The organism is Streptomyces sp. NPDC003032 (genome assembly GCF_053591415.1).
This window is the reverse complement of sequence record NZ_JBSFTT010000009.1, coordinates 172,942-196,429: the sequence shown is the minus strand read 5'-3', so window position 1 is coordinate 196,429 and position 23,488 is coordinate 172,942. Positions and strand designations below refer to the sequence as shown.

Below are 23,488 nucleotides of genomic sequence, written 5' to 3'. Positions count from 1 at the left end.
CCGCTTCGGCCCTGCGTCTCCTGAGCCTAACCGGCCCGGAGCCTTCGGCCAGCCGACCGCCCGTCCCCTGGGACGGAGGAGAGCCCAAACGGCCGGGAAACAGGGCGTAAGCCCCCTTTTTCTACTCGCTGGTAGCGAACAGTGGCCGGAGAGCGAGCGGAGGACGAGCGGCGGGCGGACACGGCCCCGCCCCGGTGCGTACGGGGGATACGCGCACCGGGGCGGGGAGCCCGTGGGGACGGGGAGAGCGGCCGTGCGTCCGCCGAGGCACGGCCGCGGGCGGGTCAGCTCAGGTGGAGCTGCTGGCCCGGGTAGATGAAGTCGGCGTCGTCGATGATGTCGCCGTTGAGCTTGTAGACCTTCTGCCAGCCGCCCTTGACGTCGTGCGTCTCGGCGATCTTGGAGAGCGTGTCGCCGGTCTTGACCTTGTACTCGCCGTCGCCCTTCTCGACCGTCTTGCCGGTCGGGGTCTCGACGGTCTTCTTGGACTCGGTCTGCGGCGCGGGCTGCGGCTTCGGGGCCTGCTGCGTCTGCTGCGGGGCGGCCTGCTGCCGCGGCTGCTGCGGCTGCGGCTTCGGCTTGGCCTGCTCCTGCGGGGCCTGCTGCTGCGAGCCGCCACCGCCGCCGTTGTACGCGGCGCCCGAGAGGCCGACGCCACAGCTCGGCCAGGCACCCTTGCCCTGACCGGCGAGGACCTTCTCGGCGATCTCGATCTGCTGGGCCTTGGAGGCCTTGTCGGCGCTCGGCGCGTACTTGGTGCCGCCGTACGCGGCCCAGGTGGACGGCGAGAACTGCAGGCCGCCCTGGTAGCCGTTGCCGGTGTTGATCGACCAGTTGCCGCCGGACTCGCACTGGGCCACGGCGTCCCACTCGGCGCCGGTGGCGGCGGAGGCCGAACCGGCGGCCATCAGCGGGGCGGCCACGGCGACACCGGTGACACCGGCGAGCGTGACGACACGGGTGGTCTTGGACGGACGGCGGTGCTTGCCCTTGCTGGAAAACAGCATGAGTTGATCCCCTCACCGACGCCTGCGAGGTGAGCTGTCGGGTTCGGGCCAGTGAAGTTGCCCGGACGCGCTACTCGTAGCTACTCCTAGCTACTCGTATGGCGCCTTCACCCCTAGCCGTTTCGCAACGGCGCTTACCTTGGGTCCCCCGCTCCTGCCTACGGCGCTCGAAGCGACGACTGTTCCCGTCCGGCCGTTGGCAGGATTCGGCGTACCGACCGGCGGGGCCCACCAATGGCGGGCGGTCACGACCGTAGACAGGGGATCGCCGGAATTTCAAAGGCGATCAGGGCTTCTGAGACCCATCTCTCACTTGCACCAATAGGGACATTCGGCACGAAGTCCCCGCCGGACGCTTCGTCAACTTCCCTTACTTTTCGCCCAAATCGAGGCTCTGACCGGGGAGAATGAGGTCCGGGTCCGCGCCGACGGTCTTCTTGTTCTCGGTGTAGAGCTCGCGCCAGCCGCCATCGACGTCGAGGTCGTCCGCGATCGCTGAAAGGTTGTCCCCGGAGCGGACCTTGTACGTCCCGTCGGCGAGCTTCTCCGAGCGGTCCGCGCCGCGCGAGGCGTGCCGTCCGGGACGGTCGCCGGAGGCGGTCTCGTCCGCGCGGTCGCCGCGGTGGCGGCCGGAGGCGGTGTCGTCGGTGGGAGCGGCCGGGTCCTCGGACCCGGGGGAAGTGCTGTCCTTCCGCCCGGACTTGCCGGGATCGCCCGCCCCGCCCTTGCCGTCCGTCTTGCCCGCGTCGCTCTCGGGGCCCTCGGCACCCTTGTTGCCCTCGGTGCCCTTGTTGCCCGTCTTGTCGTGATTCTTGTCTCGGGAGGTGCCGTCCGAGCCGGGCGTGTCGCTCGCGTCGTCGCCGTCGCCGTCGGGGGAGCCGGGGGCGTCTGACGTGCCGTCGGACGGGTCGGCGGAGCCGGAGGACTTGTCGTCCGGCTTGGTGTCCGGCTTGGCGTCCGACTTGTTGTCCGACTTGTCCGCGCCCTTGTCCTTGCCCTTGTCCTTGTCCGGGGACTTCTCGGAGCCGGTCGAACCGGACGAGTCGGGGACGACCGGGTCACCCGGGTCCACGTCGGCCGCGGCGCCGCCGTTGGTGAGTCCGGCGATCGGGGCGCAGCTCGGCCAGGCCGCGGGGCCCTGGCCGTCGAGGATCTTCTCCGCGACGGCGATCTGCTGGGACTTGGAGGCCTGGTCGGCGCTCGGCGCGTAGTCGAGGCCGCCGTGCCGCTCCCAGGTCTCCTGTGAGAGCTGGAGCCCTCCGTAGTAACCATTGCCGGGGTTGGCGCTCCACGCGCCGCCGCTCTCGCACTCGGCGAGCTTGTCCCAGGTCGCCGTCTCGGCGGCGCTCGCGCTGGTGGCTCCGAGGAGCGGGATGGCGATGGCGGATCCGGTGACTCCTGCCGCGACGATGAGGGCCGGGGCCTGGCGGGGGCGTCGGTGACGACCATTGCCGGAGAGCATGCGGTTGCCTTTCACGAGACTATTGCGGCGACAGGGGCACCGGGGTGCCCGAGTCGACGTGAACGTAGCCGCAGTCGAACGCTTGTCACAAGTCGATGCAGGGGAGATCACGCGAACATCACAGTCGTGACGCTCCGTCAGTTCAGTCCCGTTCGGCGGCCGTTTTCTGTGCGGTTGTGAACTCCACCGGCAGGGTGCGCAGTCCTCGCATGATCAGCCCGCCACGCCACCGCAAATCCTCGGGGTCGGCCGCTAGTTGCAGATCGGGAAGGCGCCGCAGCAGCGTCGCGAGGGCGGTCTGGCCCTCCAGGCGGGCGAGTGGGGCGCCGAGGCAGTAGTGGATGCCGTGCCCGTATCCGAGGTGCTGGTTGTCACTTCGGGAGAGGTCAAGGGTGTCGGGCCGCTCGAAGCGTTCGGGGTCGCGGTCGGCGGCGGCGAGCACGACGAGGACGGGGTCGCCGGCGGCGACGCGCTGCCCGCCGACGGTCAGCGCCTCGGTGGCGAACCGCCACGTGGCGAGCTCCACGGGCCCGTCGAAGCGGAGCAGTTCCTCGACGCCGGTCTCCAGGAGGCCCGTGTCTCCATCCGCCAGCGCCTTCTGCAGGCGGGCGCGCTGCTCGGGGTGGGTGAGGAGGGCGTACATGCCGTTGCCGATGAGGTTGACGGTGGTCTCGAAACCGGCGAAGAGCAGGATGAAGGCCATGGCGGCGGCCTCGTTCTCCGTGAGGTGCTCGCCGTGGTCGGAGGCGCGGATGAGGCCGGAGATGAGGTCGTCGCCGGGGTCGAGGCGCTTGCGGTGGATCAGCTCGGCCAGATAGCCGCGCATCTTCTTCACGGAGCGGGCCACGCCGCCCCTCGGCCCTCCCCCGTGGCGGATCATCATGCCCGCCCAGTCGCGGAAGTCGTCCTGGTCCTCGCGGGGGACGCCGAGGAGGTCGCAGATGGCGTAGATGGGGAGCGGGAAGGCGAACTCGTGGATGAGGTCGGCCTCGCCCTCGCCCTCGCCCTCGGCCGCGCCGTGCTTGTCGACGAGCGTGTCGATCAGGGCGTCCGTCAGCTCCTGCACCCGGGGCGCGAACTCTGCGACGCGGCGGGGTGTGAACGCCTTCGAGACGAGCCGCCGCAGGCGGGTGTGGTCCGGCGGGTCGATGTTGAGCAGATGCGTCATCAGCTCGGCCTTGCGCTCGCCGGGGATGCCGGTCTTGCCCTTGGCGTGCGCGGGCTCGTCGTGATGGGCCGGATTCTTGCTGAGCCGCTGGTCGGCGAGGGCCTGCCGTGCGTCCGCGTACCGCGTCACGAGCCACGCCTCGACGCCGCTGGGCAGCGTGGTCCTGTGCACCGGGGAGTTCTCGCGCAGCCAGGCGTAGGCGGGGTAGGGGTCGGTGGCGAACTCCCAGGTGAAGAGTTCGGGCCCCTGGGCCTCGGGCGGCGTCTGGGAGGGGCATCCGGCGGGGGGCGGAGCGGGGGGCTGGTCGTGCATGCGATGACCGTATCCGGCCGGGTGGACGGGGCAGGTGCGGGTACGTCGGGTTGCTCGCGCAGTTCCCCGCGCCCCTGGGCGGCTTCGCCCGCCCCCACTCGCCTGCGGCGGGCCATCTCCCCCGCAGGTGCGGGCACGTCGGGGTTGCTCGCGCCGTTCCCCGCGCCCCTGGGCGGCTTCGCCCGCCCGCCCTCGCCTGCGGCGGGCCATCCCGCCTCGGCGTCTGCCGACCGCCCTCGGCCGGCCGGTGCGGGTACATCCGGGTTGCTCGCGCAGTTCCCCGCGCCCCTGGGCGGGGCTTCGCCCGCCCAGGTTTGCCGCTACGCTTCCGCGGCCTCCGCCGCTCGTACCGCGTCGCGGTAGGCGCGTGCCGTGGCACGTAGTGCCGCCTCGGGGTCGGTGCCCTCTGCCTCTGCGCGCAGGGCCAGTGCGAGGAGTTCGTGGCCCACGTCCTGGCCCTCGGGCATCTGGACGTCCAGGCCCGCCGTCCGTACCCGTGAGGCCAGCTTCGCGGTCAGGGCCAGGGCCGGTTGGCCCAGGGGGATGCCCTCCGTGAGTGAGGTGCGCCGCTTCTCCTGTGCCTTGGTTCGGAGCCAGTGCGCCTTGACGTCCTCGGGGGTGTCCGCCGAGTCGTCGCCGAAGACGTGCGGGTGGCGGTGGATGAGTTTGTCGACGATGCCGGCCGCGACGTCGTCGACGGAGAACGGGGTCTCGGTGTCCTCCTCGGCGATGCGGGCGTGGAAGAACACCTGGAGCAGTACGTCGCCGAGTTCCTCGCGCAGTTCCTCCCGGTCGCCCTCCTCGATCGCCTCGACCAGTTCGTACGCCTCCTCGATCGCGTACTTCGCCAGGCCCTTGTGCGTCTGCCGGGAGGACCAGGGGCACTCGTCGCGGATCTGGTCCATGACCTGGACCAGGTCGAGCAGGCGCGCGCCGGGCAGGTCGTACGAGGCGGGGAGCAGTTCCAGGTCCGGCATCGCGACGCGGCCCGAGCCCGCGAGGCGGGCCAGGCCGTCGGTGAGGGGGCGGTCGCCCTCGGCGGTGGCGACGATCAGGACCGTGCGGCCGCCCGCGCAGGCGTCCACCAGCTCCTCGGCGGTGGGCGAGGCGAGCGCCACGGCCACGCCCGCCTCGCGCAGGTAGGGCAGCTGCGGGTGGCCGGCGTCGGCGCACAGCACCTCGTCGGCGCCGCGCAGCGCCTGCCAGGCGGGCCAGGACAGGAGGCCCGGCGCGACGCGGTGGCTGGTGGTCAGCAGGATGACTCGGCCGACGGCCTCGGCGGTGGTGTCGTTCACCCGACGAACGTAACCCAGGCCGCCGCGGGCCCGCCGTCCGCTACGCCTCCCGGTCCCCGGCGCCCGCCCCCGAACCGGGCAGCTCGCGCACCCACGGCGTCTTGGCGTCCGCGAGCTTGTTCTTGTCGACGTCCCAGGTGCCGTACCGAGGGTTCAGGTCGATGTCGAGCTTCTTGGAGGCGGCGGTGAGGGACTTCCAGAACAGCTCCTGGCCCCGCGGCGAGTTCATGTCCGCGCCCAGCTTCTTCGCCAGCTTCTGCGCCTCGATCTCCGTACGCAGCGTTTCGTCGAGGCGGGCCGGCGCGACGCCGTACTGCTGCAGCCACTCACCCTCCAGAGCCTTCTTGCCGCCCGCCTGCCGCTCCATGCCCGTCCGCATGGTCTGGATGTCGCGGCGCGTGACGCCCACCCCGGCGTCGGTGGCCGCGCGGTGCAGGACCTTGTCGAGGACCATCGTGTGCAGCGTGGTGCGGGCGAGGCGGCCGGTCTTGCCGATGGCCTGCGCGTACTGCGTGTCGTCGGGGATGGCGGCCCGCTGCGCGTCGCGCACCTCGTTCACCCGGCTCTCCAACTGCGCGACCGTGATGCGTTCCTGGCCGACGACGGCGGCGGCGCCGGGATGCGCCTCGCTGCCGCAGGCGGTGAGGAGGGGGGCCGCGGCGAGCGCGGCGGTGGAGAGGACGAGCGCGGTGCGACGGCTGGTGCGGCGGCTGGTGCGGCGGTGCAAGGTGGGCCTCCCTGCTACGAGTTTGTGCGTCGGTGCACAAACGTCCGGCAGTGATCGATGGTAGGCAGTGGCCGTCTTCTCGGCCAGCTATTCGACCAACGATTCGGCGGGAGTTGAGGCACCCGGGGTCACCCAGGGGCAGCCCAGGGCACCCGAGGCGGCCCGTGGCTAGCCGCGCACCTGACCGAGCCACTGGAGCGTCCGCCGGATCTCCGCGGGGAAGGGGTGGCCGGGGCCGTGCAGCAGCTCCGCGTCGTGCAGCAGCCGCGCCAGCGTGTCGTGGGCGGCGGCCCGGTCGCCGAGGGCGAGCAGCAGATGGCCCATGCGGCGGCGGATCTCCAGGGACTGGCGGCGGTCGTCCGTCGCGTACTGGTTCTCGTAATAGGGGAGCAGCGCGCGGTACTCGGCGAGCGCGGCGGCCGGTTCGCCGAGCTGCTCAAGGCACTGCGCGGCCTCGTAGCGGAACTGGAGCGAGTGCGGGTCGGCGTGGCCGGACTCGGCGGCCCGCTCGTCGGCGAGGCGCCGCAGCTCGGGCAGGGCGCGGCGGTACTGGCCGTCGTCCATGAGCGTGGCGGCGTACTGCTTGCGGAGCGTGCGTACGACGGGTGAGTGCTCGCCGTGCTCGGCGGCGGCGGCCGGGAGGATCGAGCCGAGGATGTCCACTGCCTGGGTGATGCGGCCCTCGCCGAGGAGCCGCTTGACGTCCTCGACGGCCCGTGCGACGTCCTGGCGCGGCGGTGAACTGGGCGGCCGCGTCGGCATGTCGGGGGTGGGCGCGGGCGTCGTGGCGCGGTCCGGCCAGGGCGCGTGCGGGCGCAGGAAGGGCCGCGTGGGATCGAGCGGGCGGCCGGAGGGGATGCCGCGGGCGGGCAGCAGCGGTGCCAGCTCCTCGTAGACCTGCTGGGCGCCGGCGGGGCGGTGCTGGGGGTCCTTGGCGAGCAGCCGCAGGACGAGGGACTCCAGGGCCTCCGGCACCTCGGGGCGCAGCCGGCGGACCGGGAGCGGCGGCTCGTAGAGGTGGCGGTGGAGGACACCGAGCGCGGTGGAGCCGGAGAACGGCACGTCGCCGCTGAGCAGTTCGTGCATCAGCACGCCGAGCGCGTAGAGATCGGTGTACGGGCCGACGGCGCCGCCCATCGCCTGCTCGGGCGCCATGTACGCGGGGCTGCCGATCGGCGATCCGGTGTGGGTGAGGCGGGTGGTGTCGGTGTCCATCACGGAGGCGATGCCGAGGTCGAGGACGGAGATGGTGCCGTCCTGCTTGACCATCACGTTCCGTGGCTTGAGGTCGCGGTGGACGATCGGTACGGCGTGCACCGCGGAGAGCACGGCGCACAGCTGCGCGGCGACGGCGACGGACCACTGCCAGGGGTAGGGGTCGTGCTCGGCGAGGTGGTCGCCGAGGTCGGCGCCGTCGACGTACTGCATGACGAGGTACAGGTCCTCGGCCTCGCTGCCCGCGTCGTGCACGGTGACCAGGCCCGGGTGGTCCACCTGCGCGGTCACGCGGCACTCGCGCACGAAGCGGCGGCGCAGCTCCTCGGCCTCGGCGCCCGCGACACGGTCGGGGCGGAGCAGCTTCACGGCGACGCGGCGGTCCAGGCGCTGGTCGTACGCCGTCCAGACCTGGCCCATGCCGCCCTGGCCGATGAGCGTGGAGAGTTCATAGCGTCCGGCGACGACGCGTCCGCCGGTCCCGATCCCGGCCCCGATCCCGGTCCCCGCCACCACGGTCAGCTGCCGCCTTGCTGCTTGCGCAGATAGTCGCTGAGCTCGTCCAGCTCGGCGCGGACCTGGTGGATGCGGGCGGGCGCGGTGGGCTGGGGGGCGGTCGGGGCGGTCGGCTGCGGAGGCGCGGGCGCGGGAGCGGGCTGCTGAGGGGCCGGGGCCGGAGGCTGCTGGTGCGGGTAGCCGTACACGGGCTGCGTCTGCTGCGGTCCATGGCCGTAGCTGTGGGCGGGGCCGGGGGCGGGGAAGCCCGGCGCCGCCGGCCGGTAGCGGCTGAAGTGGCGTATCTCGGCGAACAGGTAGTAGGCGACGGCCGCCATCAGCGTGCAGAGCAGGATGATCATGCCCGCGTTGCCCGGGCCCTGGAACTCGTCCTCGCCCGGGTCCATCCCGATCAGCACCAGGGCGGTGACGTCCAGCGCCGTCGCGACGCCGAAGAGGGCCCAGTCGTACGCCTTGCGGGTCACGATCGCGAGCCGCAGCAGCGTGGTCCACGCGAGCAGACCGCACGTCACCACCGCGAGGACCACGAAGAGCACGCGGAGCGTCACATGCGTGCCGCCGGAAGGGGGCGGCGGTTGCTGCGGCGCGTGGCCGTGGCCGTGCATGGCTGCTCCTGGGTACCTGAAGGACGAACGAATGCGGGATCGAGCGTATAGGCCGACAACGGGAAGCGGTCCCGGGTTGTACCGAACCGTTGTCGTACTGGTCACGGCCGTTGTCGCACCGGCCACGCGGCCGCGCCCGGGCACGCCCGCGTCACTCCGGCGGAAACGTTCCCTCCGTCAGTCCGTCGTGCATGCCGCGCACGAGCCGCTCACCGAGCCTGCCCGCGAGGCGCAGCGCGTCCTCGAAGGCGGCCAGTTCACGGAACCGCTCGCTGTAGCCGCGCTGCCCGGCGAGCGGCAGCCGGGGCAGCCGCAGACGGCGGACGTCGAGCCGGGCGGAGGTGGAGGCGTAGCTGCTGGCGCGGCGGTGGCCCGCGGTGCCGCGCAGGAACCCCGCGAGGAACCACGGGTCGAGCGCGGCCGGGTCCGGGCGCAGCAGGGTGAGGCCGCGGCCGAGGGCGGCGCCCGCGGTGGCCTCGTCGACGACGCGGGCCGCGGCGCCGCCGCCGAAGACGGGGACGACGACGTCGCCGGGCTCGGTGCGCACGACCGCCTCGTCCGGCGTGCCTTCGTCGGCGGATCCGGAGGAGAGGGCGGCCCCGGAGGAGAGGGCCGTTCCGGAGGGCGCGCCGCCGGTCAGGACGTCGTGGTCGGTGAGGACGGGCATGCCGCCGCTCGCGGCGCCGGTGCCGGTGTGCAGGGTCAGGGCGCCCGTCCGGGCCAGTTCGCCGACGGTGGTCGAGGGCGGGTGCGACGCGTCGGCGGGCTCCCGCTCCGTGGCACCCGCGCCCGCGCAGCCCGCGTCTGTGGAGCCCGCATCCGTGGAGCCCGCGAGGGACGGTGTCAGGTCGGCGGCCCGGCGCAGCGCCTCGCCGAGACTCTCCCGTACGGCCGCCAGCTCCGTGGTGCCGCCGCCCGTGGCCGGGGGCGGCAGCCGGCGGGCGGGGGCCAGGTCGACCTCGTCGTCGAGGAGTTCCAGCACCGGCACCGAGCGGGCGAGGCCGGGCCGCTCCTGGGCCGTGCCGTGCCGGTCGAAGTGGCGCCAGACGTCGAGCACGGCGTCCTGCACGGCGGGCCAGAGCTGTCGGTCGCGGCCGTCGGCGGAGGGAGCCCCGGCCGCCCCCGCCGCCTCCACGAGGAGCAGCTCGGGCGCGGGCGGCGCGGCCGGGCCCGGCCTGCGCAGCACCCATACGTGCAGCGGCAGGTTGTACGGCGGCGCGGCACCGGCGGGCAGGGCGATGACCGCGCGGAGGGCGCCCCGGCGCAGCAGGTCGGCGCGGATGCGGCGGCCCGAGCGGCGGGACGCGGCGGCGGGCGGCATCAGCAGGACGGCGGTGCCGCCGTCGAGGAGGCGGGCCAGCGCGTGCTGGACCCAGGCGAGTTCGGACTCGGCGCGGGCCGGGAAGCCGTACTCCCAGCGGGCGTCGTAGGCCAGTTCGTCGTGGCCCCAGTTGCGTTCGTTGAACGGGGGGTGGCAGAGGACGGCGTCGGCTCTGCGGTCGTCGTAGGCGTCGGCCCGCAGCGTGTCGGCGGCCATGGTGCGCACGGTGGCGTCGGAGTGCAGGGCGAGGCGCAACGCGGTGAGGGCGGCCAGTTCGGGGGCGCTGTCCTGGCCGTACAGGTACTGGTCGGGGCGCGGCGGGACCGCGCGCAGGAGGGCGCCGGTGCCGCAGGCGGGGTCGAGGACGGTGCGGGCGGGGCCCGCGCTCGTGGCCAGCTCGGCCATGAGCGCGGCGGGGCCTGCCGGGGTGAGCGTGTACTGGCGGGGATTGGCGTCCGTCTGCCGGCCGATCAGGAACTCGTACGTCTGTTTGGCGCCCAGCTCGGCCGCCAGCTCGGCGACCGCGCGCAGCAGCGGTACGGAGGGCAGCAGTTCGGCGGGCTCGGGGACGCGCACGGCCCGTCGGCGCCGGACGCCGAACCGTGGGGCCACGACGTCTTCGAGCTCACCGGGCAGGAGCTGGGCCATCCGTTCGTCCGACACTGCGCTGAGCGCGAGCCAGGCGGGCGGCCTGTCGCGGACCAGGAGCAGGGCGCAGCCCGCGTGCAGGAGGGCGGTGACGGCTCCCGCGGGATGTCCGGCGAGCTGCTGCCAGACGCGTTCGCGCAAGGGGACCTCGACGAGCTTGCCCTGCGCGCGCAGCCACCGCTCGACGTCGGCGAGCGCGAAGGAGGGGCTGGTCTCCGTGCCGCCGACGGGTTTGGGGAAGTCCCCGTGCCTGCGGCGCCAGTTGCTGACGGCGGCGCGGCCCACGCCGGCCAGCCGGGCGATTCCGGCGGCGGTCACCTCGGTCGCGTCGTCCCGCGGCTTCATCCAGCAGCTCCCCTCGTCGCGCGGGGTCAGTCGCGCGCGGTCGAGCATACCCAGGGAGATCATTTGCAGGGGAGGCGTTCACGGCTGTTAACTCGCGATTCACATCAACTCGTGTTGACTCGGTTCACAAGAACCTGCTGTGATGTCTCCATCGAACGACTTCCCTGGGGGGATTCCCTTGCGTCACCATCTGCGTCACCACCTGCGTCTTCGCCGTACCGCGATCGCCGCGGTCTGCCTCGCCACCGCCGCCACGGCGGGCCTCACGGCCTGCGGCGGCGAGAGCGGCAAGGCCGACAAGCCGAAGGGCCCCTTCGCCGGCATGTCCGGCGGCGAGATCGCCGACAAGGCCGTCAAGGCGACCTCGGGCGCCAAGTCCCTGAGCATCAAGGGTGAGGTTCCGGACGGGGAAGCCGGTCTGCTGTCGATGGACATGGCCCTGGACACCAAGGGCAAGTGCGTGGGCACCATGGGCATGGACAAAGAGGGGTCGATCGACCTGATCATCCCCGGCAGGACCGTTTACATGAAGTACGACGAGAAGTTCCTGCGCGCCCAGAGCAAGGGTGAGCCCGCGGCCGACGTACAGGCCGCCGTGGACATGCTCGCGAACCGCTGGGCGAAGACGAAGGCGACGAGCGCCGACGCCAAGGAGATCGCCGGGTTCTGCGACCTCGACGCCCTGCTCGCCGACTTCAAGGACGTCAACTCCGCGGCGCGCAGGGGCGGGACGACCACGGTCGACGGCACCCCCGCGATCAAGCTCACCGAGAGCGACGGCAAGGAGAAGTACACGCTCTACGTCGCCACGGAGGGCAAGCCGTACCTGCTCAGGGTCGACACGAAGACCGACGGCAAGCCGGAGTCCCTGACGTTCGGCGACTACGACAAGCCGGTGAAGGCGACACCGCCGACCGGCGACGTCCTCGACCTGGACAAGCTGGGCAGCTGACCCTCCGCGCACCCCGTACACCCCGTACGTGTCGGTGCGGCACGCTCACAGCACGTGCCGCACCCACACGTTCGGCTCGACGTACACGCCGTAGCCGCGCTCCGGTTCACAGTGCACCGGCACCAGCGCGCCCGGCACCTCGACGGGGCCCGCCTGGTCGAAGGGCAGCCCCGTCCACTCGCGCCACTGCGCGGTCGACCCGGACACCGTCATGGAGGCGTGCGCGATCTTCTCGACGGTGCCGCCCGCGCGGACGTGCACCCGCAGCCACGGGTCGTGCGGCAGCCCGTCCTCGCGCGTGCGGTGGGCGTACTCGTCGATCGGCGCGGCCGGTTCGAGGTGCTTGGCGTTGGGGCGCACGGGCGCGACGACCTCGGAGAAGCCACGGGCGCGGGCGTTCTCCCGCATCGCCGCGAGCATCCGCCCCGATATGCCCCTGCCCTGCGCGGCGGGGTCGACGGTGATCTCGATGGCGCTCACCGTGTCGGGCTCCTTGCCGTGCCGCAGGTCGGAGAAGGCCCACAGCAGGACCTGGTCCCAGCCGCCGTCGGGCAGTTCACCGTCCCCGCGGGTGCGTAGGGCGAGCGGCACGCTGAACGCTCGGGCCACGACCTTGCCGTTCCCGGCACCGTCCTTGCCTGCCCCGTCCGTGGCTACCAGCACGTACTCCGGGAACTCCGTCACGATGCGGCCGATCAGCGACCAGCCGACCGGGTCGTGGAGGATGAACTCGGGCCAGTCCTCGGCCATGCGCCAGAGCGGGTCCGCGAGGTCCGGCCGCTCGGCCAAGGTGGTGATCTTCAGGTCCATGCGGCGCACGGTACGCGTCCCGCGGGGTGGGCGGTATCCGATATCCGGTGGCGTTCCCTGCGAGTTCGTCGTGGCTGGTCGCGCAGTTCCCCGCGCCCCTTCAGGGCCCCTTCGGGGCCTCTTCGGGGCCTCTTCGGGGCCTCTTCCGGGGTCGGAGTCAGCCGGCTTTGAAGCGGTTTGGCGCCGTGGTCGGGGCCGTTCCGGTCGGGAGTTTCCTGTCCGGGCAGGTGGCGAGCACCTTCTTCATGGCGTCCCGCTCGGCGCCGGTCACCCACACCCCGTACTTCTTCTTCACCCCGACCTGACCGGCGACATACGTACAGCGGTAGGCCTTGTTCGGCGGCAGCCAGGTCGCCGTGTCGCCGTCGCCCTTGCTGCGGTTGGGGCCCGCGTCGACGGCGACGAGGTTCAGCGGGTCGTTGGCGAAGGCGATGCGCTTGCTCGGCTCCCAGCGGGCCGCGCCCTTCTGCCAGGCGTCCGAGAGGGCGACGAGGTGGTCGATGTCGACCTGGCTGCGGCCGCGCCGGAACGTCACGTCCTTGCCGGTGTAGGGGTCGGGCGCGAGCGTGCCGGTGGCGACCTGACAGTCCTTGCCCCGGTACGAGTCCCGATACGTGACGTCCTTCAGGTCCCGCTTGAGTATGTCGTCCCGGGTGGGACAGCCGTTGGAGTCCGTGTCGGCCCAGGCGCTGCCGAACCGGTCCCGGTCGTAACCCGTCCTGGGCGCGCGGCCCTTGACGGTGAGTGTGTCGACGGCCGCCAGCGCGGACCCCGCCTTCGCGTCGGGCCCGGCGGCGCCGCCTCCTCCCTGGTCCTTGCTCTCGAACTCGCAGCCGGTGAGCAGCGCGGGGACGGCGATCAGCGCGAGCAGTGCGGCGGTGGTGGTACGACGGTTCACAGCGCGGCCACCGTGGCGCCGAGGGCGAGCGGGGCGGGCGTGACGACCTCCGCGTAGACGCCGACGCACATGTCGCGGGCGGCGGCGAGGGTCTTCAGGACACGGCCGTCCTCGGGCAGTCCGGGCTGGGCCTGCGTGGTCATCACGCAGCGCACGACCCGCTCGACGACGCGCAGCCGCAGCGGCTCCCGCTCCCCCGCGCCGCCACCGAGGGTGATCTCGCGGCCGACCCAGCTCTCCTCGATCCACGGTTCGGCGGTCTCCACGACGATGTTCTTGCGCAGCCGCCGTACGTCGACGGGGTCGGCGTCGCCGAGCAGCTCCCCTAGCGCGCGCAGCGAGGCCGTACCCACGAGGGAGACACCGGCGGCGTCCTGGTGGTTGACCTCTCCTTCGCGGGCCAGTTCGGCGCCCTCACCGAAGAGTCGGGGGATGCGGGGGTCGCCCGGGCGCAGTGTCGTGCCGTCCGGCGTGGTGACGACGGGGGTGCCGTCGACGTCGTACGCCGCGCGGTGCTCCAGGAGTCCCGGGGTGCGGCGGAAGCGCCTGCTGTCCTTGCCGCTGCCGAGCTTGCCGTCCGCGTACCGCAGGGCCCACAGCCGGTCGCCGACGACGCCGCGCGCGTCGAAGTCGAGCCGCTCGCGCTCCTCGCCGAGCATCGACTTCACCGGATGACAGGCCAGACCGACGACCGTGAGCGGCACGGCGCTCTCCCTCCCCTGGGGTGAATTCTCCGGCCCCACCGTAGCCCGTGCATACGTACATCCGTACGCACGGCTCGTCGGCCGACGCGTGTCTCCTTCTCCTCATCACCCGGCATTACCCGGCGGGTAATCGACCGTGCCCCCGTGCCCCGGCAGGATCAGTCATGTCGCAGAGACCGCACATCCGGAGGAGTACCCCATGTCCGTCACGCCCGCCGCCGCCCCCGCGAACGCCGCCGACCGGGCGGAGGCCACCCGCGCCGCCGTCCAGGAGTTCCTCGCCGCCCGCGTCGCCGGAGACACGGCGCGCCTGACGGCCCTCTTCGCCGACGAGGTCGACTGGCTGCTCGCCGAGAACCCCGTCGTGCCGTGGATCAGGCCGCGGTCCACGGCCGCGGAGTGCGCCGCCCAGTTCACGGAGTTGATGGAGCACACCGTGGCCGAGGACGCCCGCGCCTCCGTCGACACCTTCCTCGTCGACGGCGCCGACGCCGTCCTGATGGGCCACGTCTCGGGCACCGTACGGGCCACCGGCAAGTCCTTCGAAGGCCCCTTCGCGCTGCGGCTCACCGTCGAGGACGGCCGGATCACCCGCCACCACCTCTACGAGAACAGCCTGTCGATAGCCGAGGCGTGCACCCCGTGAGCCCCGCCGCCGGCTACGACCCCAGGATCGACGTCAGGAACTCCCCGACCCAGCCGAGCAGTTCGCGGCCGACCAGCGGCTTGCCGCCGACCTTCGCGGTCTTGGGGCGCGGCACCAGGATCTGGTGGGCGTTCGCCTTGATGACCGTCCCGGGGTAGAGCCGCTTGAGGCGCAGCTCCTGCGACTCCCTCAGCTCCACCGGGGCGAAGCGGATGTTGTTGCCCTGGAGGACGATCTCGCCGACCTCGCAGGCGCGGGCGAGCATCCGCAGGCCCGCCACCAGGAGGAGGTTCTCCACGGGCTCCGGCAACTTGCCGTAGCGGTCGGTGAGTTCCTCGCGTACGGACTTGACGTCCTCCTCCGTGTTGGCGGAGGCGATGGCGCGGTAGGCCTGGAGGCGCAGCCGCTCGCCGGGCGCGTAGTCGTGCGGGACGTGCGCGTCCACCGGGAGCTCGATCTTGACCTCGAGGGGCGGCTCCTCCTCCACACCGCCGTCCAGGGACGCGCGGTAGTCGGCCACGGCCTCGCCGACCATCCGTACGTACAGGTCGAAGCCGACGCCCGCGATGTGCCCTGACTGCTCGCCGCCCAGCAGGTTTCCGGCGCCGCGGATCTCCAGGTCCTTCATCGCCACGTACATGCCCGCGCCCATCTCCGTGTGCTGGGCGATGGTGGCGAGACGCTCGTGGGCGGTCTCCGTCAGCGGCTTCTCCGGCGGGTAGAGGAAGTAGGCGTAGCCGCGCTCGCGGCCACGGCCCACGCGGCCGCGCAGCTGGTGGAGCTGGGAGAGGCCGAAGTTGTCGCCGCGCTCCACGATCAGCGTGTTGGCGTTGGAGATGTCGATGCCGGACTCGACGATCGTCGTCGAGACGAGCACGTCGAACTTCTTCTCCCAGAAGTCGACGACGACCTGTTCCAGGGCCTGTTCGGACATCTGACCGTGCGCTGTGGCGATGCGCGCCTCGGGGACGATGTCCCGCAGCCGCGCCGCCGCGCGGTCGATCGACTCGACGCGGTTGTGGATGTAGAAGACCTGGCCCTCGCGCAGCAGTTCGCGGCGGATGGCGGCGCCGATCTGCTTCTCCTCGTACGGTCCTACGAAGGTCAGGACCGGGTGGCGCTCCTCGGGCGGGGTGGTGATCGTGGACATCTCGCGGATGCCGGTGACCGCCATTTCGAGCGTACGAGGGATGGGGGTGGCCGACATGGTCAGCACGTCCACGTTGGCGCGGAGCTTCTTCAGCTGCTCCTTGTGCTCGACGCCGAAGCGCTGCTCCTCGTCGACGATGACCAGGCCCAGGTCCTTGAACCTGGTCTCGGAGGAGAAGAGGCGGTGCGTGCCGATGACGATGTCCACCGAGCCGTCGCGCAGGCCCTCCAGGGTCGCCTTGGACTCGGTCTCCGTCTGGAAGCGGCTGAGCGCCCGTACGTTGACCGGGAACTGCGAGTACCGCTCGGAGAACGTGCCGAAGTGCTGCTGGACCAGGAGCGTCGTCGGGACGAGTACGGCGACCTGCTTGCCGTCCTGCACCGCCTTGAAGGCCGCGCGGACCGCGATCTCCGTCTTGCCGTAGCCGACGTCGCCGCAGATCAGTCGGTCCATCGGGACCGTCTTCTCCATGTCGTCCTTGACCTCGGCGATCGTGGTGAGCTGATCGGGCGTCTCCACGTACGGGAAGGCGTCCTCCAGCTCGCGCTGCCAGGGCGTGTCGGGCGCGAAGGCGTGGCCGGGCGCGGCCATGCGGGCGGAGTACAGCTTGATGAGGTCGGCGGCGATCTCCTTGACCGCCTTCTTCGCGCGCGCCTTCGTCTTCGTCCAGTCGGCGCCTCCCAGGCGGTGCAGGGTGGGGGCCTCGCCGCCCACGTACTTGGTGATCTGCTCCAGCTGGTCGGTGGGGATGTAGAGGCGGTCGCCGGGCTGGCCGCGCTTGGCGGGGGCGTACTCCACGACCAGGTACTCGCGGGTCGCGCCCTGGACGGTGCGCTGCACCATCTCGATGTAGCGGCCGACGCCGTGCTGCTCGTGGACGATGTAGTCGCCGGCCTCCAGGGTCAGCGGGTCGATCGTCTTGCGGCGGCGCGCGGGCATGCGCCGGCCGTCCTTGCCGGCCGCCTTCTGCCCGGAGAGGTCGGTCTCGGTGAGCACGGCGAGCTTCAGCGCGGGGTCGATGAAGCCGTAGTCGATCGAGCCGCAGGAGACGTGCACCACCGACGGCGTCAGCTCGGTGAGGTCCCCGTCCAGGCGGGCCGCGATGCCCTCGCCGCCGAGGACCTCCACGGTGCGGGCGGCGGGGCCGTGGGCCTCGGTGACGTAGACGGTGCGCCAGCCGTCGGCGAGCCAGCCCTTGGTGTCGGCGAGGGCCTTCGCGGTGTCGCCGCGGTACGTCTCCGGGGCGTGCATGCCGAGCTTGAGGGTGTCGTCGTCCAGCTCCTCGTCGGCGGCGAAGGGGCTCACCGACCACCACATCATGCCGAGGTCGCGCGCGTGGTCCCGGACGTCCGCGATGCCCCACAGGGAGGCCGCGTCCACGTCGATCGGGGCGTCGCCGCCACCGGCCGTCGCCGCCCAGCTGGCCTGGAGGAACTCCTGCGACGTCGCCACCAGGTCGGCCGCGCGCGTACGCACCCGCTCCGGGTCGCAGACCACGGCCATGCTGTTCTTCGGCATGACGTCGAGCAGCAGCTCCATGTCGTCCACCAGGACCGGGGCCAGGGACTCCATGCCCTCGACCGCGATGCCCTCGGCGATCTTCCCGAGCAGCTCGCCCAGCTCCGGGTGCTGTCCGGCGAGGGCCGCCGCCCGCTCGCGCACGTCGTCGGTGAGCAGCAGCTCGCGGCAGGGCGCCGCCCACAGGCCGTGCTCGGCGACCTCCAGGGAGCGCTGGTCGGCGACCTTGAAGTAGCGGATCTCCTCGACGTCGTCGCCCCAGAACTCGACGCGCAGCGGGTGCTCCTCGGTCGGTGGGAACACATCGAGGATGCCGCCGCGCACCGCGAACTCGCCGCGCTTCTCGACCAGCTCGACCCGGGAGTACGCCGCCGCCGCGAGCGCCTCGACGATCGCGTCGAGGTCGGCGGTCTCACCGGCGCGCAGGGCCACGGGCTCCAGGTCGCCCAGCCCCTTGACCTGCGGCTGGAGCACGGAGCGGATCGGTGCGACGACGACGGAGACCGGGCCGGTCTCCGGGTCGTCCGGGCGGGGGTGCGCGAGGCGGCGCAGGACCGCGAGGCGGCGGCCGACCGTGTCGGAGCGGGGTGAGAGCCGCTCGTGCGGCAGCGTCTCCCAGGAGGGGTAGTCCACGACGCCGTCCGGCGGCAGGATCGTGCGCAGCGCCGCGGCCAGATCCTCCGCCTCGCGGCCCGTGGCCGTCACGGCGAGGATGGGGCGGCCGGACTCGCGGGCCAGCGCCGCCACCACGAACGGGCGCGCCGCGGGCGGCCCGACCAGGTCGACGTGGGAACGGTGGCCGTCGGTGGCGGCCTTGACCGCCTCGGCGAGTGCGGAGTCCTTGACGACAGCGTCGAGCAGACCGTGCAGGCTCATGGAAGGCTTTCTCTCGGGCCGGGGGGCCTCCAGCGTACGACTCCGGGTCGGCCGGTGCGGGCCGCTCGGCGCGGGGCGCCCGGCGGGGTGGAGCTGTGCCTGGCGCACAATGTTCCGATAACGGGATGGGAAAGCCCCCGCTACGGGGCTCCGCCCCGGACCCGCTCCTCAAACGCCGGAGGGGCAGAACCCGACCAGGAAGTCATCCATGCCCGGAATGCCCGGAGCACAGCCCGACGCCCCCGCGCAGGAGCGCGGCGACCAGCTCATACCGTCGCGGGACCAGGCCCGCCCCGGCCCCCGCCCAGGGCCCCGCGGCGTCCGGGACCGCGTGCCGTACCTTCTCGCCGCCGGGCTGTTCCTCGCGTACGCCGCGGTGTCCATCGGGCGCTACCGCCGTATGGAGACCCGCTCCTGGGATCTCGGGATCTTCGAGCAGGCCGTGCGGGCCTACGCGCACCTCCAGGTGCCGGTCGCCGACCTCAAGGGGCCCGGCGCCAACATCCTCGGCGACCATTTCAGCCCCGTCACCGCGCTCCTCGCGCCCGCCTACCGCCTCTTCCCCTCCCCCGTCACGCTGCTCGTCGCGCAGGCGCTGCTCCTCGCCGTCTCCGCGATCCCCGTCACGCGCGCCGCGACGCGGCTGCTCGGGCGCGGCTCGGGGCTCGCCGTGGGCATCGCGTACGGACTGTCGTGGGGCATCCAGCGCGCCGCCGACTTCGACTTCCACGAGATCTGCTTCGCCGTACCGCTGATCGCGTTCTCCCTCGAAGCGGTGGTGCGGCAGCGGTGGCGGGCCGCGCTGCTGTGGGCGCTGCCGCTGGTCCTCGTCAAGGAGGACCTGGGGGCGACGCTCGCCGCCATCGCGCTCGTCGTGGCGGTCCGGGCCCACCGGCGCGGCCACTCCAAGGCCGTGCCCCACGCCCTCGCCGTCGCCGCCTTCGGCGCCGTCGCCACGCTCGTCACCCTCACCCTGATCATCCCGGCGTTCAACTCGGGGGGTGCCTACGACTACTGGGGCAAGGTCGGCGAGGGCGGCGCGGCCGCCGGGGCGTTCGGCGGTCTCGACACGAAGCTGCGCACGCTCGTCTGGCTGCTGCTCCCCACCACCGGGCTGCTCGCCCTGCGCTCACCGCTGCTCCTGGTCGCGCTGCCCACGCTCGGCTGGCGGTTCCTCTCCGCCGACGACCACTACTGGGGCACCGACTGGCACTACAGCGCCGTCCTGATGCCGGTGGTCCTGCTCGCCCTCGTCGACGCCGTCGACATCTTCCGCCGCAGCGAGCGGCCGTGGCTGCGCCAGTACGCCGACCGGCTGCCCGCCTGCGTCGCCGCCGCCGCGCTGGCCCTGACGACGTCCCTGCCGCTGGCGGGCCTCACCGAAGCGAAGACGTACGAGAAGAGCGGGCGCGTCGCCGCGGTGGAACGGATGCTGGAGCGGGTGCCGGACGGCGCCACCGTCGAGGCGAACATCGGGCCCATCAGCAGGCTCACCTCCCGTACCCGCGTCTTCTGGGTGGGCGCGGCCCGCCCGGTCGTCCCCCAGTACGTCGCCCTCGACGTGCGGTCCGGCTGGACGAAGGACCCGGTCGCGTACGCCCAGAAGCTGCATCCGGGTGTGCGGTACGTCCATCAGGACACCGCCTACGGGTACGTCCTGCTGCGCCGGGCCTAGACAGCACGGCAGGCCCCCGGCGGACGCTCGGCGAGCGTCCGCCGGGGGCCTGCTCCCCCGCTCCCCCGTCGCGGTGGCTATTCGGTGGCGATCGCGTTCAGGACGTTCATCCGGCCCGCCCGGAAGGCCGGGACCAGCGCCGCGAAGAGGCCCACGAACGCCGACCCGATGAAGACCCCGATGATCGTCGGCCAGGGGATCTCCAGGACCTTCAGGCCCTCAAGGGCGAGGAGCTTCTGTGCCGTCGCCCCCCAGCCCATCCCCAGGCCGAGGCCGAGCAGCGCGCCGAAGAGGGCGATGACCACCGACTCCATGCGGATCATGCGGCGCAGCTGGCGGCGCGAGAGCCCGATGGCCCGCATCAGGCCGATCTCCCGGGTGCGCTCGACCACCGAGAGGGCCAGGGTGTTCACCACACCGAGGATGGCGACGATGATCGCGAGGCCGAGCAGGCCGTAGACCATGTTCAGCATCTGGCCGACCTGGTCCTTCAGGGTCTGCTTGAAGTCGGTCTGGTCCATGACCTTGTACTGCGGGTACGCCGCCATGGAGTCCTTCAGGGACTGGTAGGCGGCGTCCTCCTGTCCCTTGGCGGCCGTGGCGAACATGATGTCGTTCTGCGGCATCCGGTCCGCCGGGACGTAGCTCTCCAGCGTCGTGATGTTCGTGTACATCGCGCCCTTGTCGACCGTGCCGTCGTCCGACGTGATCGCCGCGAGCCTCAGCTCGGCCGTCTTCCCGTGCTCGAAGGCGACCTTCAGCTCGTCGCCGACCTTCAGGCCGTGCTTCTTGGCGAACTCGTCGCCGACCGACATGGCGTTCTTCCCGTACGCGGCGGACAGTTCACCGGCGACCGTCTCGCGGCGCAGGTCCTTGGCGTACGTCGGGTCGGCGGCGCTCATGCCGACGCCGTCCACGGTCTTGCCGTCGGGCGTCGTCATGTCCGCGCTGATCTGCTTGTAGCGGGTGATGTGGCCGATGTGGTCGGCCTTCTCCAGGGCCTCGGCGGCCTTCTCCGTGATGGAGATGCCGGGCTGGGTGGGCTCGATGATGAAGTCCGCGCCGACCGACTTGTCCAGCTCGTCCGTGGCGGAGGCGACCATCGAGGAGCCGACCACGGAGAGGCAGGCGACCAGCGCGAGGCCGATCATCAGAGCCGCGCCGGTGGCGCCGGTGCGGCGCGGGTTGCGCAGGGCGTTGCGCTCGGCCATCCGCCCGACCGGCCCGAACGCCCGGAGCAGCACCGCGCTGATGACGCGTACGACACCGGAGGCGAGCACCGGGCCGATGACGACGAAGCCGATGAGGGTCAGGACGACCCCGCCGCCCAGGAAGAGCGAGCCCTCCTTGGCCTTGTCGGCCTGCGAGGCGGCGTAGAGGCCGAAGGCGCCGGCGCCGGTGAGGACCAGGCCGATGACGGCGCGCAGCGCGCTCGCCCGGCCGTCCGCCGGGGTGCCCGCGTCGCGCAGGGCGGCCATCGGGGAGACCTTGCCGGCCCGCCGCGCGGGGAGGTAGGCGGCGAGGACGGTGACGACGATGCCGAGGACCATGCCGACCACGGGCGTCGTCCAGCTGACGGTGAGGTCGCCGGTGGACAGCTCCATGCCCATGCCGGACATGAGCTTCATCAGACCGACGGCGAGGCCGATGCCCGCGCCGACGCCGAGGACGGACCCGAAGACGCCGAGCAGCGTCGCCTCGACGAGCACGGAGCGGTTGACCTGCTTGCGGCTGGACCCGATGGCACGCATCAGGCCGATCTCGCGGGTGCGCTGGGCGACCAGCATCGAGAAGGTGTTGATGATCAGGAAGATGCCGACGAGGAAGGCGATCCCGGCGAAGCCGAGCATCGCGTACTTCATCACGTTCAGGAAGCCGCTGACGGACTCGCGGTTGTCGTCCGCGGTCTCCTTCTGCGTCCTGATCTCGTACGAGGCCCTGTCCAGGGCCGTCGCGACGTTCGCCTTCAGCCGGGTGTCGCTGACGCCCGCGGCGGCGGTGAGGTTGACGTGCGTGAACCGGGCGGTGGCGCCGAGCAGTTCGCGCTGGGCGGTGGCGGTGTCGAAGTAGACGATCGCGGCGCCGGGGTTGGTCACCTTGAAGGTGGCGATGCCGGAGATCTTCGCGGTGTGGTCGCCGGTGGCGGCGATGGTGCGCAGCTCGTCACCGATCTTCAGGTCGTGCTTGTCGGCGGTGTCGGCGTCGACCATCATCTCGGTGGGGCCGCGCGGGGAGTGGCCGGAGGTGATGTCCATCGAACGCAGGTCGTTGCGCGTCCAGTTGCCGGCGATGGTCGGGCCGCCGCTGGTGGGACCGACGTTCTTGTTCTTCTCGTCGACGACGGTCACGCTCTGGCTGCTGACCGCGCCCTCGGCGGCCTTGACGCCCTCGGCCTTCTTCGCCTCGCCGACCACGGAGGCGGGCATCGACTCGGGCCTGCCGCTGCGCGGCGCCTCACCCGCGTCCTCGGCGGTCTTGGGGGTGACCGTGACGTCGGCGGAGGTCGCCGCGAAGAGCTTGTCGAAGGTGGTGCTCATGGTGTCGGAGAAGACGAGCGTGCCGCACACGAACGCCACCGACAGGACCACGGCCACGGCGGAGAGCGCCATGCGGCCCTTGTGCGCGAAGAAGTTGCGCATCGAGGTCTTGAGGACGGTCATGAGGTGCGCCCCCGCGCGTCGAACGACTTCATCCTGTCCAGGACCTGGTCGGCGGTCGGGTGGTACATCTCGTCGACGATCCGGCCGTCGGCGAGGTACAGCACCCGGTCCGCGTACGAGGCGGCGACCGGGTCGTGCGTGACCATCACGATGGTCTGGCCGAGGTCGGTCACGGAGCGCCGCAGAAAGCCCAACACCTCCGCTCCGGCACGGGAGTCGAGGTTGCCGGTCGGCTCGTCGCCGAAAATGATCTCGGGCTGCGAGGCGAGCGCGCGGGCCACGGCGACGCGCTGCTGCTGGCCGCCGGACAGCTCGGTGGGGCGGTGCTTGAGGCGCCCGGCGAGGCCCACGGTCTCCACGACCTGGTCCAGCCACCGCTTGTCCGGCTTGCGGCCCGCGATGTCCATGGGGAGCGTGATGTTCTCCAGGGCGTTGAGCGTCGGCAGCAGGTTGAACGCCTGGAAGATGAAGCCGATCCGGTCCCGGCGCAGCTGCGTGAGCTTCTTGTCCTTCAGGCCGGTTATCTCGGTCTCGTCCAGATGGATCTGCCCGGACGTCACCGTGTCGAGGCCGGCGAGGCAGTGCATCAGGGTGGACTTGCCGGAGCCGGAGGGGCCCATGATCGCGGTGAACTGCCCGCGGGCGATGTCCACATCGATCCGGTCGAGTGCGACGACGCGGGTCTCCCCGGAGCCGTACGCCTTCACGACCTGGCGCGCCCGCGCCGCCACGGCCGTACGCCCTCCAGTGCCCCCGTGCCTGGGTGTGGTCACAGCCGTTGTCACGGTAAGTCTCCTATGTCGGTCATGCGGTAAGTCGGGTACAGGTACATCGCGGTAGGTCGCGTGCGTTCGCCGTGCGAACAAGTCTGGTGTCGGCGGGGGGTCCGGCGCGCTGGTGCCCAGCGCAGTCTTTTCCGGGGGAAAACCCCACCCTCGGCGGTGTGGCCCGCCGTAAAGCCAATCTAAAGACCGGACC

Annotated in this window: 16 protein-coding genes, 2 pseudogenes and 1 riboswitch; of the genes and pseudogenes, 3 read left to right on the top strand and 15 right to left on the bottom strand. The window is 72.2% G+C overall.

The window, feature by feature from the left end:
- Nucleotides 1-284: 284 nt before the first annotated feature.
- The 9 genes and pseudogenes from ACWDZ7_RS15565 to ACWDZ7_RS15525 form a co-directional block, all read right to left on the bottom strand.
- A pseudogene (locus ACWDZ7_RS15565) lies at nucleotides 285-488 on the bottom strand (LysM peptidoglycan-binding domain-containing protein); the annotation flags it as partial.
- A 129-nt stretch (nucleotides 489-617) separates the two neighbouring features.
- Nucleotides 618-1,007: pseudogene (locus ACWDZ7_RS15560) on the bottom strand (transglycosylase family protein); the annotation flags it as partial.
- A 4-nt stretch (nucleotides 1,008-1,011) separates the two neighbouring features.
- Nucleotides 1,012-1,183: riboswitch (cyclic di-AMP (ydaO/yuaA leader) on the bottom strand.
- 194 nt (nucleotides 1,184-1,377) lie between these two features.
- On the bottom strand, nucleotides 1,378-2,469 hold the full coding sequence (locus ACWDZ7_RS15555) for a transglycosylase family protein (RefSeq protein WP_451797457.1): 1,092 nt from the start codon (nucleotides 2,467-2,469) through the stop codon (nucleotides 1,378-1,380).
- A gap of 142 nt (nucleotides 2,470-2,611) precedes the next feature.
- On the bottom strand, nucleotides 2,612-3,949 hold the full coding sequence (locus ACWDZ7_RS15550) for a cytochrome P450 family protein (protein ID WP_451797323.1): 1,338 nt from the start codon (nucleotides 3,947-3,949) through the stop codon (nucleotides 2,612-2,614).
- Between the two features lie 320 nt (nucleotides 3,950-4,269).
- Entirely contained in the window at nucleotides 4,270-5,244 is a 975-nt protein-coding gene (locus tag ACWDZ7_RS15545; RefSeq protein ID WP_451797322.1) for a nucleoside triphosphate pyrophosphohydrolase, read from the bottom strand.
- Between the two features lie 40 nt (nucleotides 5,245-5,284).
- On the bottom strand, nucleotides 5,285-5,971 hold the full coding sequence (locus ACWDZ7_RS15540; RefSeq protein ID WP_451797321.1) for a SurA N-terminal domain-containing protein: 687 nt from the start codon (nucleotides 5,969-5,971) through the stop codon (nucleotides 5,285-5,287).
- 168 nt (nucleotides 5,972-6,139) lie between these two features.
- Nucleotides 6,140-7,699 (bottom strand): protein kinase domain-containing protein, encoded by a 1,560-nt coding sequence (locus ACWDZ7_RS15535; protein ID WP_451797456.1) that lies wholly within the window; start codon nucleotides 7,697-7,699, stop codon nucleotides 6,140-6,142.
- Between the two features lie 5 nt (nucleotides 7,700-7,704).
- Nucleotides 7,705-8,307 (bottom strand): hypothetical protein, encoded by a 603-nt coding sequence (locus ACWDZ7_RS15530; RefSeq protein WP_451797319.1) that lies wholly within the window; start codon nucleotides 8,305-8,307, stop codon nucleotides 7,705-7,707.
- Between the two features lie 151 nt (nucleotides 8,308-8,458).
- Nucleotides 8,459-10,621 carry an N-6 DNA methylase gene (locus tag ACWDZ7_RS15525; protein WP_451797454.1) on the bottom strand — a complete coding sequence of 721 codons (2,163 nt, stop codon included), beginning with the start codon at nucleotides 10,619-10,621 and terminating at the stop codon, nucleotides 8,459-8,461.
- A 142-nt stretch (nucleotides 10,622-10,763) separates the two neighbouring features.
- On the opposite strand from ACWDZ7_RS15525, the gene ACWDZ7_RS15520 reads away from it, so the two are divergent.
- Nucleotides 10,764-11,573, top strand: coding sequence for a hypothetical protein (locus tag ACWDZ7_RS15520; RefSeq protein ID WP_451797318.1), 810 nt, complete (start codon nucleotides 10,764-10,766; stop codon nucleotides 11,571-11,573).
- Nucleotides 11,574-11,618: 45 nt separating this feature from the next.
- Here ACWDZ7_RS15520 and ACWDZ7_RS15515 read toward each other — a convergent pair whose 3' ends face one another.
- The 3 genes from ACWDZ7_RS15515 to ACWDZ7_RS15505 form a co-directional block, all read right to left on the bottom strand.
- Nucleotides 11,619-12,383, bottom strand: a complete 765-nt coding sequence (locus tag ACWDZ7_RS15515) for an N-acetyltransferase (RefSeq protein WP_451797317.1) — start codon at nucleotides 12,381-12,383, stop codon at nucleotides 11,619-11,621.
- A 157-nt stretch (nucleotides 12,384-12,540) separates the two neighbouring features.
- Entirely contained in the window at nucleotides 12,541-13,281 is a 741-nt protein-coding gene (locus tag ACWDZ7_RS15510) for an HNH endonuclease family protein (RefSeq protein WP_451797315.1), read from the bottom strand.
- On the bottom strand, nucleotides 13,278-13,985 hold the full coding sequence (locus ACWDZ7_RS15505; protein WP_451797314.1) for an MOSC domain-containing protein: 708 nt from the start codon (nucleotides 13,983-13,985) through the stop codon (nucleotides 13,278-13,280). Before ACWDZ7_RS15505 ends, ACWDZ7_RS15510 begins: the two co-directional genes overlap by 4 nt.
- A 199-nt stretch (nucleotides 13,986-14,184) precedes the next feature.
- Between ACWDZ7_RS15505 and ACWDZ7_RS15500 the strand changes: the two genes are divergently transcribed.
- Nucleotides 14,185-14,631: a nuclear transport factor 2 family protein gene (locus ACWDZ7_RS15500; RefSeq protein WP_451797313.1), complete on the top strand. Its 447-nt coding sequence runs from the start codon at nucleotides 14,185-14,187 to the stop codon at nucleotides 14,629-14,631.
- Nucleotides 14,632-14,644: 13 nt separating this feature from the next.
- Here the strand turns inward: ACWDZ7_RS15500 and mfd are convergent, their stop codons facing one another.
- Nucleotides 14,645-18,175 carry a transcription-repair coupling factor gene (gene mfd / locus ACWDZ7_RS15495; RefSeq protein WP_451797311.1) on the bottom strand — a complete coding sequence of 1,177 codons (3,531 nt, stop codon included), beginning with the start codon at nucleotides 18,173-18,175 and terminating at the stop codon, nucleotides 14,645-14,647.
- Between the two features lie 217 nt (nucleotides 18,176-18,392).
- Between mfd and ACWDZ7_RS15490 the strand changes: the two genes are divergently transcribed.
- Nucleotides 18,393-19,850: a DUF2079 domain-containing protein gene (locus ACWDZ7_RS15490; protein ID WP_451797453.1), complete on the top strand. Its 1,458-nt coding sequence runs from the start codon at nucleotides 18,393-18,395 to the stop codon at nucleotides 19,848-19,850.
- Between the two features lie 77 nt (nucleotides 19,851-19,927).
- Here ACWDZ7_RS15490 and ACWDZ7_RS15485 read toward each other — a convergent pair whose 3' ends face one another.
- Nucleotides 19,928-22,510 (bottom strand): ABC transporter permease, encoded by a 2,583-nt coding sequence (locus ACWDZ7_RS15485; RefSeq protein WP_451797309.1) that lies wholly within the window; start codon nucleotides 22,508-22,510, stop codon nucleotides 19,928-19,930.
- Complete coding sequence (locus tag ACWDZ7_RS15480) at nucleotides 22,507-23,295, bottom strand: ABC transporter ATP-binding protein (RefSeq protein WP_451797308.1); 789 nt, start codon at nucleotides 23,293-23,295, stop codon at nucleotides 22,507-22,509. The genes ACWDZ7_RS15485 and ACWDZ7_RS15480 overlap by 4 nt, the downstream gene beginning before the upstream one ends.
- Nucleotides 23,296-23,488: the final 193 nt, after the last annotated feature.